16 protein-coding genes and 1 other annotated feature are annotated in these 19,811 nt (G+C 37.0%); of the genes, 14 read left to right on the forward strand and 2 right to left on the reverse strand.

Annotated elements, in window-relative coordinates; genetic code table 11:
• Positions 1-34 precede the first annotated feature (34 nt).
• The 3 genes from lonB to yihA all read left to right on the forward strand — a co-directional run bounded on the left by lonB (position 35) and on the right by yihA (position 4,926).
• A complete protein-coding gene (gene lonB / locus AC0L8O_RS04745; RefSeq protein WP_473446801.1) occupies positions 35-1,711 on the forward strand; it encodes an ATP-dependent protease LonB in 1,677 nt (558 codons plus the stop codon).
• 306 nt (positions 1,712-2,017) lie between these two features.
• Positions 2,018-4,342: an endopeptidase La gene (gene lon / locus AC0L8O_RS04750; protein WP_473446802.1), complete on the forward strand. Its 2,325-nt coding sequence runs from the start codon at positions 2,018-2,020 to the stop codon at positions 4,340-4,342.
• On the forward strand, positions 4,339-4,926 hold the full coding sequence (gene yihA / locus AC0L8O_RS04755; protein WP_473446803.1) for a ribosome biogenesis GTP-binding protein YihA/YsxC: 588 nt from the start codon (positions 4,339-4,341) through the stop codon (positions 4,924-4,926). The genes lon and yihA overlap by 4 nt, the downstream gene beginning before the upstream one ends.
• A gap of 127 nt (positions 4,927-5,053) precedes the next feature.
• Here the strand turns inward: yihA and AC0L8O_RS04760 are convergent, their stop codons facing one another.
• Positions 5,054-5,542 carry a hypothetical protein gene (locus tag AC0L8O_RS04760; RefSeq protein ID WP_473446804.1) on the reverse strand — a complete coding sequence of 163 codons (489 nt, stop codon included), beginning with the start codon at positions 5,540-5,542 and terminating at the stop codon, positions 5,054-5,056.
• A 317-nt stretch (positions 5,543-5,859) separates the two neighbouring features.
• On the opposite strand from AC0L8O_RS04760, the gene hemA reads away from it, so the two are divergent.
• The 9 genes from hemA (at position 5,860) to AC0L8O_RS04805 (ending at position 14,799) form a co-directional block, all read left to right on the forward strand.
• A complete protein-coding gene (gene hemA, locus AC0L8O_RS04765) occupies positions 5,860-7,212 on the forward strand; it encodes a glutamyl-tRNA reductase (RefSeq protein ID WP_473446805.1) in 1,353 nt (450 codons plus the stop codon).
• Positions 7,213-7,231: 19 nt separating this feature from the next.
• Positions 7,232-8,062: a cytochrome C assembly family protein gene (locus tag AC0L8O_RS04770; RefSeq protein WP_026561732.1), complete on the forward strand. Its 831-nt coding sequence runs from the start codon at positions 7,232-7,234 to the stop codon at positions 8,060-8,062.
• Positions 8,063-8,217: 155 nt separating this feature from the next.
• Positions 8,218-9,150, forward strand: a complete 933-nt coding sequence (hemC, locus tag AC0L8O_RS04775; protein ID WP_473446806.1) for a hydroxymethylbilane synthase — start codon at positions 8,218-8,220, stop codon at positions 9,148-9,150.
• On the forward strand, positions 9,150-9,950 hold the full coding sequence (locus tag AC0L8O_RS04780; protein ID WP_473446807.1) for a uroporphyrinogen-III synthase: 801 nt from the start codon (positions 9,150-9,152) through the stop codon (positions 9,948-9,950). Before hemC ends, AC0L8O_RS04780 begins: the two co-directional genes overlap by 1 nt.
• Positions 9,947-10,927 (forward strand): porphobilinogen synthase, encoded by a 981-nt coding sequence (hemB, locus tag AC0L8O_RS04785; protein WP_473446808.1) that lies wholly within the window; start codon positions 9,947-9,949, stop codon positions 10,925-10,927. The genes AC0L8O_RS04780 and hemB overlap by 4 nt, the downstream gene beginning before the upstream one ends.
• Before the next feature lie 38 nt (positions 10,928-10,965).
• Positions 10,966-12,252 (forward strand): glutamate-1-semialdehyde 2,1-aminomutase, encoded by a 1,287-nt coding sequence (gene hemL, locus AC0L8O_RS04790; protein ID WP_473446809.1) that lies wholly within the window; start codon positions 10,966-10,968, stop codon positions 12,250-12,252.
• A 141-nt stretch (positions 12,253-12,393) separates the two neighbouring features.
• Positions 12,394-13,575, forward strand: coding sequence for a stage VI sporulation protein D (gene spoVID / locus AC0L8O_RS04795; protein WP_473446810.1), 1,182 nt, complete (start codon positions 12,394-12,396; stop codon positions 13,573-13,575).
• A gap of 194 nt (positions 13,576-13,769) precedes the next feature.
• Positions 13,770-14,624: a spore coat protein YsxE gene (gene ysxE, locus AC0L8O_RS04800; RefSeq protein WP_473446811.1), complete on the forward strand. Its 855-nt coding sequence runs from the start codon at positions 13,770-13,772 to the stop codon at positions 14,622-14,624.
• Positions 14,596-14,799, forward strand: coding sequence for a hypothetical protein (locus tag AC0L8O_RS04805; protein WP_473446812.1), 204 nt, complete (start codon positions 14,596-14,598; stop codon positions 14,797-14,799). Before ysxE ends, AC0L8O_RS04805 begins: the two co-directional genes overlap by 29 nt.
• A gap of 40 nt (positions 14,800-14,839) precedes the next feature.
• Here the strand turns inward: AC0L8O_RS04805 and AC0L8O_RS04810 are convergent, their stop codons facing one another.
• Positions 14,840-15,031: a hypothetical protein gene (locus AC0L8O_RS04810; protein ID WP_026558584.1), complete on the reverse strand. Its 192-nt coding sequence runs from the start codon at positions 15,029-15,031 to the stop codon at positions 14,840-14,842.
• 225 nt (positions 15,032-15,256) lie between these two features.
• Positions 15,257-15,499: a binding site (T-box leader), on the forward strand.
• Between the two features lie 73 nt (positions 15,500-15,572).
• Between AC0L8O_RS04810 and AC0L8O_RS04815 the strand changes: the two genes are divergently transcribed.
• Together AC0L8O_RS04815 and AC0L8O_RS04820 are read left to right on the forward strand one after the other, a co-directional pair.
• Positions 15,573-18,221: a valine--tRNA ligase gene (locus tag AC0L8O_RS04815; protein ID WP_473448659.1), complete on the forward strand. Its 2,649-nt coding sequence runs from the start codon at positions 15,573-15,575 to the stop codon at positions 18,219-18,221.
• A 127-nt stretch (positions 18,222-18,348) separates the two neighbouring features.
• Entirely contained in the window at positions 18,349-19,674 is a 1,326-nt protein-coding gene (locus tag AC0L8O_RS04820; protein WP_473446813.1) for a bifunctional folylpolyglutamate synthase/dihydrofolate synthase, read from the forward strand.
• Positions 19,675-19,811: the final 137 nt, after the last annotated feature.

The raw sequence follows: 19,811 nt of genomic DNA on the forward strand, positions 1-19,811 counted from the left end.
GGTAAGACGACATCATGGTAGGAGGGACCGACAAATGAGCTGGACTAGTATCGCTTTGTTTATTCAGTTATTTTTTGGGATTGTTATTGGATTGTATTTTTGGAACTTATTAAAAAATCAGCGAAGTCAAAAGATTTCAATTGATCGAGAATCTAAAAAAGAAATGGAACAGCTAAGGAAGATGAGGGCTATTAGACTTACAGAACCTTTAGCTGAAAAAGTTCGTCCAAAGAGCTTTCAAGATATAGTGGGACAACAAGATGGGATTCGTTCCTTGCGTGCTGCCCTCTGTGGATCTAATCCTCAGCATGTTATTGTATATGGACCACCCGGAGTTGGAAAAACAGCAGCGGCGAGATTAGTATTAGAAGAAGCAAAACGTAATAAAAGATCACCGTTCAAAGAAAATGCTGTTTTTGTTGAACTTGATGCAACAACAGCGAGGTTTGATGAAAGGGGAATTGCAGATCCGTTAATCGGATCAGTTCATGATCCTATTTATCAAGGAGCCGGGGCTATGGGACAGGCTGGAATTCCCCAACCAAAACAAGGAGCAGTTTCACACGCACATGGAGGCGTCTTATTTATTGATGAAATTGGAGAATTACATCCAATTCAGATGAATAAGCTATTAAAGGTGTTAGAGGATCGGAAAGTTTTCCTAGAAAGTGCTTATTACAACGAAGAGAACACACAGATTCCAACGCATATTCATGATATCTTTAAAAATGGTCTACCAGCCGATTTCCGCTTAATAGGAGCTACTACAAGAACACCAAACGAAATTCCACCGGCAATTCGTTCAAGATGTCTCGAAGTCTTTTTTAGAGATTTAGAGCAGGAAGAACTCGCTGTCGTTGCTAGAAAAGCAGCAGATAAGGTAGAAATGGAAGTTAGTGAAGCAGGAATTCACTTGCTGACATCTTATGTTCGAAATGGACGTGAAGTTGTAAACTTAATGCAAATTGCAACAGGAATGGCCATGTCAGAAGATCGTAAGGAAATTACTGTTGAAGATATAGAATGGGTCATCCATTCAAGTCAATTAACGCCACGTCATGAAAAGAAAATTGAAGAAACATCAAAGGTTGGTTTAGTAAATGGTCTCGCTGTTTATGGGCCGAATACGGGTGCATTACTCGAAATAGAAGTAACGGTTATTCCTGCTGAAAAAGAAAAGGGCACAATTAATATTACAGGTATTGTGGAAGAAGAAAGCATAGGTGACCGTTCGAAATCCATTCGCAGAAAAAGTATGGCGAAAGGTTCAGTGGAAAATGTGATCACTGTTTTACGCTCGATGGGAATTCAGGCTGCAGATTATGACATCCATGTGAATTTCCCAGGAGGGACACCAATTGATGGACCTTCTGCTGGTATTGCAATGGCAACAGGTATTTTTTCAGCTATCCACAAAATCCCTATCAGCAATAAAGTCGCGATGACTGGAGAGATCAGTATTCACGGAAATGTTAAGCCGATTGGTGGAGTTATACCAAAGATCAAGGCAGCTAAAAAGGCAGGAGCAGACACTGTGATTATTCCAAAGGAGAATGTCCAATCGATTCTGAAAGATATTGAAGGAATTACGATTATTCCTGTCACACATTTACAAGAGGTATTTGATATAGCTCTTGTTGATCCGCCAACTGAAATACCTAATAGAATTCAAAAAAGTTCACAAAACTTTCCACATCAGGAATCAGTTTAATCTCATAAAGGGACCTACCAACTTAAGACCATGTATTGGTCATTATAGAAGGAGGTCTCTACTCATGTTTTCATATATATTCTATAAAATATATTATCTAAGCAGGAATTATAGTGTAAAATAGGCATTATTCTTTTTCTTAATACTATATGAGTTTAGCCGATGCTTCATCTATCACAATTTTTTTCAGGTAGATTAGTTTAGGGTATACTACCTATTGACTAAAAGTGGTTAAAATAGACACTATAAAAAGAATAAGATAGAATTGTACAAGAATGAACTATATTGTCATGGAGGTGTAAACGCATGGCGAAATCAACTACTCAAATCGTACCCCTCCTACCATTAAGAGGCTTGTTAGTATATCCAACAATGGTACTACATCTTGATGTAGGGAGAGATAAATCTGTACAGGCGTTAGAAAAGGCAATGATGGATGATCATATTATCTTTTTAACGACACAAAAAGAGATTTCGATAGATGAGCCAAAAAAAGAAGATATTTATGAAATTGGAACATTAACGAAAATTAAGCAAATGTTAAAATTACCTAACGGGACCATTCGAGTGCTTGTTGAGGGATTAGAGCGTGGGGAAATCCAACGCTTTGTAGATGAAGAAGAATATTACGCTGTTGAAGTTGCCGTATATCCGGACCCGGAAGAAAAAAGTGTTGAAGAAGAAGCGTTAATGAGAACCATGCTAGAATACTTTGAGCAATACATAAAGCTTTCGAAGAAGATTTCAGCAGAAACATATGCAACAGTATCTGATATCACAGAACCTGGAAGAATGGCAGACATTATTACCTCACATCTACCTTTAAAACTTAAAGATAAGCAGGAGGTACTAGAGACTCTTGATGTGACAGAGCGTTTAAATAAAGTGATCTCAATCCTCCATAATGAAAAAGAAGTTGTCCAACTTGAGAAAAAAATCGGTCAACGTGTAAAAAAATCAATGGAACGAACACAAAAAGAATACTATTTACGTGAACAGATGAAGGCAATCCAAAAAGAGCTTGGTGAAAAGGAAGGAAAGCTAGGGGAAGTTTCCACACTTAAAGAGCGTTTAGATGAAGTCGGAATGCCGGTACATGTGAAGGAAGTTGCTCTAAAGGAACTTGATCGATATGAAAAGGTACCGTCAAGCTCTGCTGAAAGTGCCGTTATTCGCAATTATATTGAATGGCTAATCTCATTACCGTGGACAAAAGCAACTGAAGATCGTCTAGATGTGAATGTTGCGGAAGAAATCTTGAATGAAGAACATTACGGTCTTGAAAAAGTAAAAGACAGGGTAATCGAATATTTGGCCGTCCAACAGTTGACAAACTCGCTAAAAGGGCCAATTCTTTGCCTTGCAGGACCACCTGGTGTTGGTAAGACATCATTAGCTAAGTCAGTGGCAAAATCATTAAATCGTCATTTTGTCAGGATTTCACTTGGTGGTGTAAGAGACGAGTCAGAGATACGTGGTCATAGACGAACATATGTAGGAGCAATGCCTGGCAGAATTATTCAAGGTATGAAAAAAGCCGGAACAGTAAACCCTGTTTTTCTATTAGATGAAATAGACAAAATGTCAAGTGATTTTAGGGGAGATCCTTCATCAGCCTTGCTTGAAGTATTGGATCCAGAGCAAAATCATAATTTTAGTGATCATTATATTGAAGAGACATATGATTTATCAAAAGTTATGTTCATTGCAACTGCAAATAATCTTGCTACGATCCCGGGGCCACTTCGCGATCGTATGGAAATTATAAATATAGCGGGCTATACTGAACTGGAAAAGGTTCATATTGCAAAAGATCACTTATTGCCAAAACAGTTAAAAGATCACGGCTTAAAAAAATCACATCTGCAACTACGAGAAGATGCCATTCAAAGCATTATTCGTTATTACACAAGAGAAGCTGGTGTTCGTAGCTTAGAACGCCAACTAGCAGGTGTTTGCCGAAAAGCGGCTAAAATGATTGTTAAGCAGGAACGTAAAAAAATCGTCATTACAGATAAAAATATTGAAGATTTTCTAGGGAAGAAACGATTTAGATACGGACAGGCGGAATTAGAAGACCAAGTAGGTGTAGCAACTGGCTTAGCTTATACAACTGTAGGCGGTGACACACTTTCAATTGAAGTGTCAGTAGCACCTGGTAAAGGGAAGCTCATTCTTACAGGGAAGCTTGGAGATGTTATGAAGGAATCAGCTCAGGCTGCGTTTAGTTATATCCGCTCCCGTGCTGAAGAGCTTCATATTGATCGTGATTTCCATGAAAAGAATGATATCCATATTCATGTACCAGAAGGTGCTGTACCAAAGGATGGGCCATCAGCGGGTATCACAATGGCAACAGCGTTGATTTCAGCATTAACCGGCAGAGCAGTTCGTAAAGAAGTTGGGATGACTGGTGAAATTACACTGCGTGGACGGGTACTGCCAATTGGCGGGTTAAAAGAAAAAACACTTAGTGCACATCGGGCAGGATTAACAAAAATCATTGCACCAAAGGATAATGAAAAAGACTTGGACGATATTCCGGAAAGTGTCCGAAAAGAATTGACCATTGTCCTTGTCTCACATTTAGATGAAGTGTTAAAACATGCGCTAACAGAGGAGAAAGAATGAAGGTTACAAGTTCAGAAATCGTGATTAGTGCTGTTAAGCCACAACAATATCCAGAAGGAGATTTACCTGAGATTGCTTTAGCTGGTAGATCGAATGTTGGAAAGTCTTCCTTTATTAATAAAATGCTAGGTAGGAAAGCTCTAGCTAGAATTTCATCAAAGCCAGGGAAAACCCAAACGTTAAACTTTTATATTATTAACGAACAACTACATTTTGTAGATGTACCTGGTTATGGATATGCGAAGGTTAGTAAGAAAGAGAGAGAAGCTTGGGGGAAAATGATTGAAACATATATTACGTCCCGTGAGCAGCTTCGAGCCGTCATTTTGCTGATCGACCTTCGCCATCCGCCAACAAATGATGACATGCTAATGTATGATTTCCTAAAGCATTATGACATTCCGACTATAATTGTCGGAACGAAAGCGGACAAAATCCCAAAAGGAAAATGGCAAAAGCACGCAAAAGTAATTAAAGACGCCTTGAATATGGAAAAATCCGATGAATTTGTTATTTTCTCATCTGAAACAGGATTAGGAAAAGACGAAGCCTGGAAGATAATCGGAGAATATACATCGGAATAATTTAGAAAAACTTGGCTTGTCGCCAAGTCCTAATGGCGAAAGCCTTAGTTTTTCTTATACGATTATCTACAAAATTTATATACTTTCTGATAGTACAAAAAGAGACTCTGGTCATAACCAGAGTCTCTTACTTTTTACGTATAACGACTAATAGAACACCGCCAATAACAACAAATAAAAATGGCCAGTATGTTTCAATGCTGTTCACTCCATTTTCAACAATAGAGAGGGACCCCATTATTGCGGGAAAAAAGTGTAAAAATAAGCCGATTGCAAGTAAGATTACTCCTTGTAAATACCCGGACTTTGTTTTTATTGCTGTTAAAATAAGGCCGACTGAGATAATAAATAAAAATGAAGCTGAATGTGCCGGCCATGATGGAACTTTTTCAAAAAAGAAAAAATGAACCCCGACTCCTCCTAAAATAATTCCAGGTAAAATAGCACTTGAATCCTGTTCGAAATGGCCGCTAATTAAAAATGCAAAGCCAAGTAAAATTAATAAAAATTCCCAGCTGCTTTGTCCTTCAAATAAATGAATATTTAATTTTTGGATAGAATAAAAAATGCCAACACTAAGCAATATAATGGCTGGTAATAATGTGATTTTTTTCATTGTGCACCTCTTGTCAAATAATGATAATCATAATTGTACATACTAGTAAATACTGTAAGCATATCCAAACCAATAACTTGATTAACAGCATAATATCTGATATTGTACAGAGAGAATAGTTGAGAATAGTGTCATACTGTGTAGAATCTTTGTGAAGTATTACACAGATAAAGTGCAACAGTCAAACATACAAACATACAAACATAAATTATCATAACATACAGTTTCAAAGACTGTTCACATTTTTTTGAGGGAATTAAAATGAAGAGTGATATACTAATAAGTAGAGATCCTTGTACATGGGGGTGTATAAGAAAATGCATATACTTGTTGTCGGCTTAAATTATAAAACAGCCCCTGTTGAAATTCGCGAGAAGCTCTCATTTCAACCTAATGAGCTTACTGATGCGATGAAACAGTTAAAAAAACAAAAAAGTATCCTTGAGAATGTGATCGTATCGACTTGCAATAGAACAGAGATTTATGCTGTCGTAGATCAACTTCATACAGGTCGTTATTATATAAAGGCCTTTTTGGCTGATTGGTTCGGATTAGATAAAGAAAACATATCACCATACTTAACGATCCTTGAGCAGGATGGTGCACTTGAACATTTATGTAAAGTTGCTTGTGGCTTAGATTCAATGATTTTGGGAGAAACTCAAATTCTTGGTCAGGTTCGGTCAAGCTTTTTGCAAGCACAAGAGAACCATACTATTGGAACGGTTTTCAATCAGTTGTTTAAACAAGTGATTACACTGGCAAAACGTTCCCACTCTGAAACTGAGATTGGCGCAAATGCAGTTTCAGTTAGTTATGCAGCAGTTGAACTTGCGAAGAAGATTTTTGGTGACCTTCGCTCTAAACATGTACTTATATTAGGTGCCGGGAAAATGGGAGAGCTGGCAGCACAAAATTTACATGGCAGCGGTGTTGGTAAAGTGACTGTTATGAATAGGACTCTTCAAAAGGCAGAGCAGTTAGCAAGTCGATTTGATGGATATGCAAAGGGGATAAATGAACTTCAATGTGGCCTTATTGAAGCAGATATTCTTATTAGCTCAACAGGTGCAAAAGATTTTGTGATTACGAAAGACATGATGACACATGTTGAGAAAATGAGAAAAGGTCGACCATTATTCATGGTGGATATTGCTGTACCACGTGATTTAGACCCTAGACTCGCAGAATTAGATAGCGTATTTTTATATGATATTGATGATTTGCAAGGAATCGTAGAAGCAAATTTACAAGAAAGAAAGATCGCAGCTGAAAAAATTGAACTAATGATCGAAGAAGAAATTGTTCAATTTAAGCAATGGATTAACACTCTTGGAGTTGTACCAGTTATTTCAGCTTTACGCCAAAAGGCTTTAGCGATTCAAGCTGAAACTATGGAAAGTATTGAACGTAAAATGCCTAATTTAACTGACCGTGAAAGAAAGGTACTGAGCAAGCATACCAAAAGTATTATTAATCAGTTGCTGAAAGATCCAATCGTAAAAGTGAAAGAACTTTCCGGAGAAGAAAATGCTCAGGAATCATTAGATTTATTTATGAAAATCTTTAATATTGAAGATGCTGTTGAAGAGCAAATGAAAATAGATAAATCAGAGAGTCATGAGGTCGGTACGAACCAACAGATTTATCGTGCTTCACTTCAATCGTAAGTGAGAGGACTTTTCTTTTATGGAGATGAGCTTAAGTAGAATTAATGAAGTAACCATTATTCTTTATGCAGTATGTGTACTTTTATATTTTATAGATTTTTTAAATAACAACCGGAAGGCGAAACAAGCTGCCTTCTGGTTGCTTTCTATTGTTTGGCTCTTACAAACAATTTTTTTATTTGCACGCATGTTTGAAACAGGAAGATTTCCTGTATTGAATGTTTTTGAGGGATTGTATTTCTATACGTGGGTACTCGTTACTTTGTCTGTCGTGTTAAATCGTTTCTTAAAAGCAGAGTTTATCATCTTCTTTACAAATGTGATCGGGTTTATCATGATGGCCCTACATACCTTTGCTCCAACGCAATATGAATCAGCTGCTGTTTCAAGTCAGCTCGTATCAGAATTATTGTTGATTCATATTACAATGGCCATTTTATCCTATGGGGCATTTTCTTTGTCTTTTGTTTTTTCCATTCTTTATACCATTCAATATAATTTATTGAAAAAGAAAAAATGGGGAAAGCGCCTTCTTAGAATTGAAGATTTGTCAAAACTTGATCATATGTCATATGTATTAAATGTCATTGGGGTACCAATGCTGTTATTAAGTCTAATACTTGGTATCATTTGGGCTTATATAAAAGTACAAAATTTTCATTGGTATGATGCAAAGGTGCTTGGTTCTTTTATGGTCATTTTTACATATGGAGTCTATTTATATATGCGAATTGTAAAGGAATTGCAAGGTAAATCTGTGGCCTTACTGAACTTAGCGTCCTTTCTGGTGTTATTAATTAACTTTTTCTTGTTCGGTAGTTTATCTAGATTTCATTTTTGGGATTCATGATATGGCTTTTTAACAGGTAAGGAAGTACCAATTTTGTATTTAGTTTGGTGTCGAGCTCCAGCGCCTAGCACCTCTAGGGTCAAGTCAATTACAAAATTGACTTATTTGCCCGATGCTAATCAAGGAGCTTGCGCATTTCAATGTAGGAGGCAATTATGCGAAAAATAGTAGTAGGTTCTAGACGTAGTAAATTAGCATTAACTCAAACAAATTGGGTAATCAATCAATTAAAATCATTTGGATTACCTTTTGAATTTGAAATTAAGGAAATTGTCACGAAAGGTGACAAAATCCTAGATGTTACATTATCAAAGGTCGGCGGAAAAGGGCTGTTCGTGAAAGAAATTGAACAAGCGATGTTAGATGGAGACATTGATATGGCTGTTCATAGTATGAAAGATATGCCGGGAATTCTTCCTGAAGGTTTAACGATTGGGTGTGTTCCAAATCGTGAAGACCATAGAGATGTACTTATTTCTAAAGATCACAAAAAACTTTCTGATTTACCAAGCGGAGCTATTATCGGAACGAGTAGTTTAAGAAGAAGTGCCCAACTATTAATTGAGCGTCCTGATTTAGAAATTAAATGGATTAGAGGAAATATCGACACAAGGCTTGAAAAGCTGAAAACAGAAGACTATGATGCGATTATTTTAGCAGCTGCAGGCTTATCAAGAATGTGTTGGAGTAAAGAAGTCGTAACTGAGTTTTTAGATCCAGAGGTTTGTTTACCAGCAGTTGGACAAGGCGCATTAGCTATTGAATGTCGTGAAAATGATCATGAGCTATTAGACTTATTAGCAAAGTTTACAGATGAACCAACACAATTAGCGGTAGCGGCAGAAAGAACCTTTTTAACAAAGATGGAAGGCGGCTGTCAAGTACCTATCGCTGGTTTTGCCACTGTGAACATTCAAAAAGAAATACTATTTACAGGATTAATTGCTTCACCAGATGGTAAAGAGGTATATAAAGAACAGGTCTCTGGCACTGATCCTAATGAAATCGGCGGCAAAGTTGCTGAACTTCTAACAAATCAGGGGGCAAAAGCCTTGATTGATCGAGTAAAAGAGGAGCTTGATCAATAATGAATACCATTCTTCCATTGCAAGGAAAGAAAGTGTTAATAACTAGGGCTAAAGCTCAGGTGGAAGAGTTTATTCAAAAGGTTGAAGAAGTGGGTGGATTTGCGATATCTACTCCATTGCTTGAAATAAAGAGGAATCAGTCGAACGAAGAAAATATAAAACAAACATTAAATGGTTTGGACGAGTTTGATTGTATTGTCTTTACAAGTGCCAATGGTGTTACATTCTTTAAGAAATATCTAGACCAGTGGAATATACCTTATACTGCTTTACAACATATGGTTGCCGCATCTGTTGGGAGAAAAACAAGTAAGCAAATGGAAAAGCTTAATTTATCAGTTTCGGTCATACCTGAAGAATTTGTGGCTGAAAAGCTAGCTGAAAAAATAAAAGAAAAGCTTAAGCGTGACACAAGAATCCTAGTCATACGTGGTAATCTCGCAAGGCCAGTATTAATCGAACAATTAACAGCTCATGGATTCTATGTAAAAGACTTAGTTGTTTATGAAACTGTACATAATGATTCAGAGACAAGCAAACTATTGTCATATATTGAACGTAATGAAATAGATTTTATAACGTTTACCAGCTCTTCAACTGTTGATAGCTTTATGAAGGTACTCTATCAAAGGGAATTGTTGGAACATCTTAAAAAAATAACCTTTATCTGCATAGGGCCAATTACAAGTAATACGTTAATGGAGTATGGATTTACTGGGATAATGCCTGATTCTTATACAATTGAGGATATGATAAAAGTGATGATAGAGGCAGTGGAAAATAAGGAGGGTATTCAATGAATATTCAATTTACAAGACATAGAAGATTACGCAGCAGTGATAATTTAAGAGCAATGATGAGAGAAACACATCTTCGCCCTGAAGATTTTATTTATCCAATTTTTGTTGTAGAAGGAGAAAACAAACAAAATGAAGTACCATCAATGCCCGGTGTGTTTCATTTATCACTAGATCTCCTTAATAAAGAAATAGAAGAGATTGTTTCATTGGGAATTAAATCCATTATCTTGTTTGGGGTTCCAGCCGAGAAAGATGAAGTAGGAACACAAGCTTATCATGATCAAGGGATTGTTCAAAGAGCAACTAGACAAGTGAAAGAGGCATTTCCTGATTTAATTGTTGTAGCAGATACATGCCTATGTCAATACACTGATCATGGACATTGCGGTATCGTTGAGAACGGTCAGGTGTTAAATGATCCAACACTAGATCTACTTGCTCGTACGGCAATAAGTCAAGCGAAAGCAGGTGCAGACATCATTGCTCCTTCAAACATGATGGACGGCTTTGTCGCCGCAATTAGACATGGATTGGATGAAGCTGGCTTTGAGCATATTCCAATTATGTCATATGCTGTAAAATACGCTAGTGCATTCTATGGACCGTTCCGAGATGCAGCACACAGTTCACCGCAGTTTGGGGATCGTAAGACATACCAAATGGATCCTGCTAACCGTGATGAAGCATTGAGAGAGGCACAGTCAGATCTTGAAGAGGGTGCGGATTTCTTGATTGTGAAACCTGCTTTAGCATATCTCGATATTATCCGTGATGTGAAAAATCAGTTTAATGTACCTGTTGTAGCTTATAATGTAAGTGGTGAATATTCAATGATAAAAGCGGCTGCTCAAAATGGATGGGTAGATGAAAAAGCCATCGTTACAGAAATGCTTGTCGGAATGAAGCGTGCTGGTGTGGATTTAATGATTACATATTTTGCAAAAGACGTTGCCCGCTGGCTTAAAGAAGAAAACTAAACAACCTCTTACGAAAAAGTTGAAAGGAGAACACTCCGATGAATAGTTACGCTAAAAGTGAAACAGCATTTAAGGAAGCACAAACGTTAATGCCAGGAGGAGTAAATAGTCCTGTTAGAGCCTTCAAGTCAGTTGGAATGAACCCAATTTTTATGGAACGGGGAAAAGGCTCAAAAATTTATGACATTGACGGAAACGAGTATATAGATTATGTATTATCATGGGGACCACTTATCCACGGTCACTCCAATGATACGGTAGTTGAAGCGATTAAAAAGGTTGTTGAATCAGGGACAAGCTTTGGTGCGCCTACATTAATAGAAAATGAGCTTGCAAAGCTTGTCATTGATCGTGTACCTTCAATTGAAGTTGTACGAATGGTCAGCTCAGGAACTGAGGCTACTATGAGTGCTTTGCGCTTAGCAAGAGGCTTTACTGGCCGCAATAAGATTGTGAAATTTGAAGGGTGTTATCACGGACATGGTGATTCTTTATTAATTAAGGCAGGCTCTGGTGTAGCGACGCTAGGATTGCCTGATAGCCCGGGTGTTCCGGAGGGAATTGCTAAGGATACAATTACAGTTCCTTATAATGATTTAGAAAGCATTCGATACGCTTTTGAGCAATTTGGAGAAGATATTGCAGGTGTTATTGTAGAACCGGTAGCAGGTAACATGGGAGTTGTCCCTCCTCAACCAGGCTTTCTAGAGGGATTACGTTCAATAACAGAACAATATGGTTCATTATTGATTTTTGACGAAGTCATGACAGGCTTCCGTGTTGACTATGGATGTGCACAAGATTTTTATGGTGTGACTCCAGATTTAACTTGTCTTGGTAAAGTCATAGGTGGTGGTCTACCTGTTGGGGCATATGGCGGGAAAGCGGAAATTATGCAGCAAATCGCTCCAAGTGGTCCAATTTATCAAGCTGGAACATTATCAGGAAATCCATTAGCCATGACAGCAGGCTATGAAACATTAAAGCAGCTAACAAGAGAATCTTATCAGGAATTTCATCGTAAAGCAGACAAACTTGAAGAAGGTTTATCTAAGGCTGCAAAAGAATATGAGATTCCACATACGATCAATCGTGCCGGATCTATGATTGGCTTCTTCTTTACAAACCAAGATGTAACAAATTATGAAAAAGCTAAAACATCAAATCTGGAGTATTTTGCCAAGTATTATCAAACGATGGCAAATGAAGGAATATTCCTTCCTCCTTCACAATTTGAAGGCTTATTCTTGTCTACAGCTCACACAGATCAAGATTTGGATCGTACAATTGAAGCGGCTAAAAAAGCATTTTCTTTATTAAAATAAAAGACAAAGATTCATCACAAAATGTGGTGGATCTTTTTTTGTACAGGAAACAGGTAAAATTAATTCATATTTTCCTCCTTTCAGACATACATCTGTAATGTCATAGTTATTTTACTAGGCTATTTGAAAGGAGGAATTATTTTGTCACAGGAACAGCAACTGCGTTTTTCTGTTGAAGAATCTGTATGGTTTCAAAAAGGACAGGAAGTATCTGAACTTTTATCTATTTCTTTAGATCCTGATATTTCAATTCATGAACATGATCAGTACATCTCAATTCGTGGAGCACTACTGCTGACAGGTGAATACAAAATAGATCAAGATGGTAGTGAAGGGGATTCCTTTGAATATGCAAACGTAAGATATGTAAATGAGGTGGAAACGAGGGATGATGGGATTAGTGAATTAAGTCATCGCTTTCCAGTCGATATTACCATTCCAAGGAATCGCATTTCACAATTAGATGATGTTTATGTTTCGATTGAGTCATTTGATTATGAACTTCCTGAACTAAAATGTTTGAAATTAATAGCAGATTTGTCGATAAGCGGGATTTCAGATAGTGAAGCTGTGCAAAATGAAGAGGTTGAAACAACTAGAGAAGAAGAGCTTGAACCATTGTACAGGGAAAGTCAAGATGAAACAGAAGTTATTGGTGAGGAATCATTCGCTCAAGCTGAAAGGACAGCTGTATCTCCTTTTTCATCATTTTATGATGTAAGTGAATCGGATGATTCGGACATGGACAAATTGTCACCACCATCGATTACCATTCAAAAAGAGGTTACGGAAAGTCGTGAAGAAAGTGAAGAAGAAACCTTAACTGAAATCTCTGCACAGGATCTCTCAGCGCAAGTAGAAGAACCGGTAGAGATTGAACCGGAAGAGACTGAACAGCAACAGGAACTTAATAGTGAGCCAGCTCAAGGTGAAGAGAAAGAGCAGGAAGATCTTTATGATCCGTTCTCAGTAGAAGTAAGAAAAGAAGAACAAAATGAAGAGCCGCAAGAAGTCCAATATTCCTTCTTTTCAAAATCTGAAGCTGAGGTTGAGGAAGTGGAAGAGCTTGAAGATCAGGATGAGAGAGATGAGAAAGAGCAGAAGGATTCACATTATTTAACCAGTTTATTTGCCAGAGATGACGAAGAAGACTTTTCTCGTTTAAAAATGTGCATTGTTCAACAAGGTGATACACTCAACTCAATTTGTGATAGATACGAAATATCAATACAGCAAATTGTACGTGTTAATGATTTTCAAGCTGATCAAGATGTTTATGAAGGACAAATTCTTTATATTCCAGCCTATTCAACCAGCAAATAAAATGATTTGACTTGAGTATGAAGTAATTAGGAAAACTTGGCTTGTCGCCAAGTCAAATGGCGAAAGCCTTAGTTTTTCTTATACTATCATTCCTAAAATCTTATACCTACTGATAGTATAAAAAACAGCATGGGGGCTACCTGATCCTCAGCTGTTTTTTTCAGTTCAAGCCGAAGATTTGAGGTGAAAAAACGGTGCAATTGTCAATGAGTGAAATTCGGCCGCTGTTACATGATTATAACCTATCCCCTGAATACACTGAGGATATAAGTAAAAAAGCAATAAAGATATATACAGATACAGGTCCATTTGTATTGAAAAAGCTCTCAAAAGGTTTTAATCCTTACTTTGTAGATTCCTTAAGAATTCTAAAAGATAATAAATACTCTCATCATGTACCACTAGTCAGCAATAACCAACAGCAACTTTTATCGTACTATAATGGTGAATACTACTATCTAATGCCATGGTTATCAAATGAACAAGAAGAGGAACGAGATGCCAGACATCAATATTTATTTAAAGAGGTAGCAACTCTTCATAAAAAAACAGAAAAGAAACTAGACATTCGTACCAAGGATGTATCAAATCATTATGAAGAAACGGTAGAACGATGGAATCAGGCAAAAGAAATGTACGAAGCATTCGTCGAGCAATGTGAACAAAAAATCTATCTTTCACCTTTTGAATTACAAGCAGTCACCTACTATACAGAAGTATCCCGTGCGATAGATTTTTCAAAGAAAAAACTTGAAGAATGGTCCAATTTAATGGAAGAAGAAAAGTCAACTAGAGTTGTCTTAATTCATGGGAAAATATCGGCACGCCATTTTTTATATGATGATGATGGAAACGGGTATTTAACGAATTTTGAGCGATCAAAATATGCCTCACCAATAGATGATTTTTTGCTGTTTATGAATCGAACGGCATCCACCTATCCGATTCAAAGTGACGATTGTGTTAACTGGTTTTATACGTATCAAAAGGGATACCCTTATACTGCTGAGGAAATGAGCCTTGTTTTTAAGCTATTTGGCATATCCTGATCGTATATGTCATTTAATCAAAACATATAAGAAGGAGAAGAAAAAGCGCTCTGAGTTGGACAGAAATAAACATTTAGTAAGGGCATATTGGCAGTTTAAAAATGTAGAATATTTTGTGATGAAAGTATCTGAGATTGAAGAGAAAAAGAAAATAGAGGCAGAGGAACAATCATAAAGTTTTAAAGAGGGAGAGGGGAGCATCCCCTCTTTTTGTTTTAAATCCAATCGTAACGTAAAGCAATAGCTAAACCGATTAAGATCCCTAAAAGAAGAACATCAAATGTTGTAGGAAAAAACACAGTACGTATTCCTTGAAAAATGGTTAACGGAATAATGATTTGAATACCAACCTCACGTATTTGTCTAACCCAGGGTGGTAACGAATATGGATTATAACGCTTCTTCATATCATAACTCTCCTTACACTCATTTTTGGAAAAACTCTCACCTTTTTTATACATGTTCATAAAATACGTTCAACATCAAATTTTCGTACAAATCGTCCACTAATGTAAGATATTCCAAAAAATGTGATAAGTGCCTGTATGAATGGAAGGAATAATGGAGAAAATATTGACGGTAAAATGAATTATTTAGTAATATAAGATAGATGAAAGAAACAACTACATATTTAGTAAACGTTGATTGGGAAGAGTACAATGTCTTCACTTTACAGAGAGAGAAATCATTTGCTGGAAGATTTCTTATGTTGAGGCTTTGGAAGGTCGCCCAGGAGTTACTTCCTTGAAAGAATAGTAGAAGAGGTCGGTGAAAACCGTTATCATATAGAGTGTATAGAGTTGATTTATGCTTTTTTGCTGAATCAGTCTATAAAAAAAGGTGGTACCGCGAAATTTTCTCCTTTCGTCCTTTTATGGATGAAGGGAGTTTTTTATTTTTACTATCAAAAAATCCAAGGAGAAATATAGTGTGAAGGAGAAAAACGGAATGGAAAATAATGAACAACAGCTATCATTACCAACGAAATATGATCCAAATGCAATCGAAAAAAACCGCTATTCCTTTTGGTTAGAAGGAAAATACTTTGAGGCTACAGGGGATGAGAAAAAACAGCCATACACAATTGTCATTCCCCCGCCAAATGTTACAGGTAAACTTCACTTAGGTCATGCCTGGGATACAACATTACAAGATATCTTGACTCGTATGAAAAGAATGCAAGGCTATGATGTATTATGGCTGCCGGGAATGGACCATGCTGGTATTGCTACACAAGCAAAAGTAGAGGCAAAGCTACGTGAAGAAGGTAAATCACGCTATGATTTAGGTCGTGAAAAATTCGTTGAAGAAACATGGAAGTGGAAGGAAGAATACGCAGGCCATATTCGTGAGCAATGGGCGAAAATTGGTTTAGGTTTAGATTATTCACGCGAACGTTTTACCCTTGATGAGGGCTTATCAAAAGCGGTTCGTGAAGTGTTTGTCACCCTTTACAAAAAAGGACTTATTTATCGAGGAGAGTATATCATTAACTGGGATCCGCAAACAAAAACAGCTCTCTCAGATATTGAAGTTATTTATAAAGATGTTCAAGGTGCTTTTTATCATATGAGCTATCCACTTGCTGATGGTTCCGGTTCAATCGAAGTAGCAACGACTCGTCCGGAAACAATGCTTGGAGATACGGCGGTCGCTGTTCACCCTGAGGATGAACGTTATAAACACCTAATTGGAAAAAAAGTTATCTTACCAATTGTTGGACGTGAGATTCCAATTGTTGGCGATGATTATGTAGATATGGAGTTTGGTTCAGGTGCTGTCAAAATAACGCCTGCACATGACCCGAATGACTTCGAACTTGGAAACCGTCATAATCTTGAACGAATTCTAGTCATGAACGAAGATGGAACTATGAATTCAAATGCTGGAACTTATAATGGCTTAGATCGCTTTGAATGTAGAAAGAAAATTGTAAAAGACCTACAAGAACAAGGTGTATTATTCAAAATTGAAGAACATATGCATTCTGTTGGTCACAGTGAAAGAAGCGGTGCGGTTGTTGAACCATATCTTTCAACTCAATGGTTTGTCAAGATGCAACCACTCGCAGATGAAGCAATAAAACTTCAGGAAGAAGATGAAAAAGTAAACTTTGTTCCAGATCGTTTTGAGAAAACGTACTTACGTTGGATGGAAAATATTCGTGACTGGTGTATTTCCCGTCAGCTTTGGTGGGGACATCGAATACCTGCCTGGTACCATAAAGAAACTGGAGAGGTATATGTAAATCAAGAGCCGCCGGCAGATATTGAAAATTGGACACAAGATAATGATGTTCTTGATACTTGGTTCAGTTCTGCCTTATGGCCATTTTCAACAATGGGCTGGCCTGATACAGAATCAGTTGACTTTAAACGTTATTATCCAACAGATGCTCTTGTAACAGGCTATGATATTATCTTTTTCTGGGTATCTCGCATGATCTTCCAAGGACTTGAGTTCTCAGGTAAACGTCCATTCAAGGATGTCTTAATTCATGGACTTGTACGTGATGAGCAAGGTCGTAAAATGAGTAAATCTTTAGGAAATGGTGTAGACCCGATGGAAGTCATTGAGCAATATGGGGCAGATTCACTACGCTACTTCCTATCAACAGGAAGCTCACCAGGTCAAGATTTACGATTCAGCTATGAAAAAGTGGAATCAACATGGAACTTTGCGAACAAAATCTGGAATGCATCCCGATTTGCTCTCATGAATATGGATGGTTTAACATTTGAAGAAATTGACTTATCAGGTGAAAAGTCAGTTGCTGATAAATGGATTTTAACTCGCTTAAATGAAACTATTGAAAATGTGACGAAACTGGCTGATAAGTATGAGTTTGGTGAAGTAGGACGATTACTTTACAACTTCATTTGGGATGACTTCTGTGATTGGTACATTGAAATGGCGAAGCTGCCATTGTATGGGGAGGATGAAGCAGCGAAGAAAACAACGCGTTCAATCCTTGCTTATGTGCTAGATAACACAATGAGGTTATTACACCCCTTCATGCCATTTATAACAGAAGAAATTTGGCAGTCTCTTCCACATCAAGGGGAGTCGATTACAATCGCAGCATGGCCAACTGTTAATGAAGATTTAACAGATCATAAAGCGGCAACAGAAATGAAACTACTAGTAGAAGTCATTCGTGCGGTTCGTAATATTCGTTCTGAAGTAAATACGCCAATGAGCAAGCAAATTCCAATGACAATCAAGGCGAAAGATCTAGCTGTGTTAGCACAACTGGAAAATAATCTTGCGTATATTGAGAAATTCTGTAACACAAGTTCATTAAATATCGTCACAGAAGTTACAGCGAACGAAAAATCAATGACAGCTGTTGTAACGGGTGCTGAAATCATCCTGCCGATTGAAGGATTAATCAACATTGAAGAAGAAATTAAACGTCTTGAAAAAGAACGTGAAAAACTCGATAAAGAAGTGGAACGCGTTCAGAAGAAATTAGGTAATGAAGGTTTCCTTAAGAAAGCACCTGAAAAGGTAATTGAGGAAGAAAAAGCAAAAGAAAAAGATTATCTGGAAAAACGTGACATCGTTTTAGCTAGAATTCAAGAGCTAAGAGGATAATTGATACCTCAATAACAAGTTAATTGATAAAACATTACTGTCAGTTAAGATTTAAATAGAAGTGTGACTCGGGTGGTACTAACTATTAGTTCTCCCGAGTTTTTACATGGAAAAGGAGGCTATGTGTGTGTTTTCACAGTATGATGATGCAATAAACTGGATTCATGACCGTTTAAAATTTGGTGTGAAACCAGGCCTCAAAAGAATGGAATGGCTGTTAAATAAGCTAGACCATCCAGAAAAAAATATCCCGACCATTCATGTAGCGGGAACGAACGGTAAAGGGTCCACAATTTCTTATATGCTGCATATACTCATGGAAGCAGGTTACAAGGTAGGCACTTTTACTTCACCTTATATCGAAACATTTAATGAGCGAATAAGTGTAAATGGCCAGTCTATAACAGATGATGAGATGCTATCTTTAGTAAATGAAGTAAAGCCATATGCAGAGAAAATAGAAAATACTGACTTAGGTTCACCAACTGAATTTGAAATTATTACAACGATGATGTTTTTATATTTTGGGAAAGTCAATAAACCTGACTTTCTATTACTGGAAACAGGACTTGGTGGCCGGTTGGATTCTACTAACGTCATAGATCCTATTTTATCTGTTATTACAAACATAGGGTATGACCACATGAATATACTCGGTGACACGATCACTGATATTGCTCGTGAGAAAGCAGGTATCATTAAAAAGGGAAGACCAATTTTCACAGCAGCTGAAAAAGAAGACGCACTTGAGGTGCTAGTGCAAACAGCAAAAGAGAAAAATGCTCCTTATTACTCATTTGGTAAAGATATAAGTGTAAAGAACCTCTCACCCTGGGAACATGGTGAAAAGTTCTCTGTAAAAACAAAAACCAATACATATGAAAATGTCAAAATTAAGATGAGAGGAAATCATCAAATTAAAAATGCAGCACTTGCTATTTCTGTTATTGACTACTTAAAAGAGCAAGGGGCAGTAAAAGTAACCTATGATGAAGTTATAGAAGGAATAAAGAAATCAATGTGGAAAGGCCGCTTTGAACTTATTCATCAAAATCCGGTCGTGATCGTTGACGGAGCACATAATGATGAAGGAATTGAAAGTTTAATTGACACGATTAAAAGGCATTATTCCCATACACGAATTCATATTTTATTCAGCGCACTAAGTGATAAAAATTATAAGAAAATGATTGACCGATTGAGCACTGTTGCAACTACCATGCATTTTACGACGTTTGATTTTCCGAGAGCAGCAAGGGCTGAAGACTTATATTCTGCATGTGAGTTAGATAAAAAAACTTTTTCTATGTCTTGGCAGGGACTGCTGAATGAGTTGCTCGTGTCAAATGAAAATAAAAAAAACGATCTAATAATAGTTACCGGATCACTTTATTTTATTTCCTCTATTCGAAATTACCTGCTTAAAAAAGATTCTGGTAATAAAAATATTTGAAAAATTAAGTTTTAATATAAGCGGATATTAAGTAACTCGGATTTACGGAAGGTGATTAATAGGAAGCTTAAAGAATTCTTATCTTTTTCACTCGCTCTTTACATTTTATATTTTAAGACATATTACCTACATAGTTA

The sequence above is a fragment of the Metabacillus sp. KJ11-3 genome, from assembly GCF_055808295.1.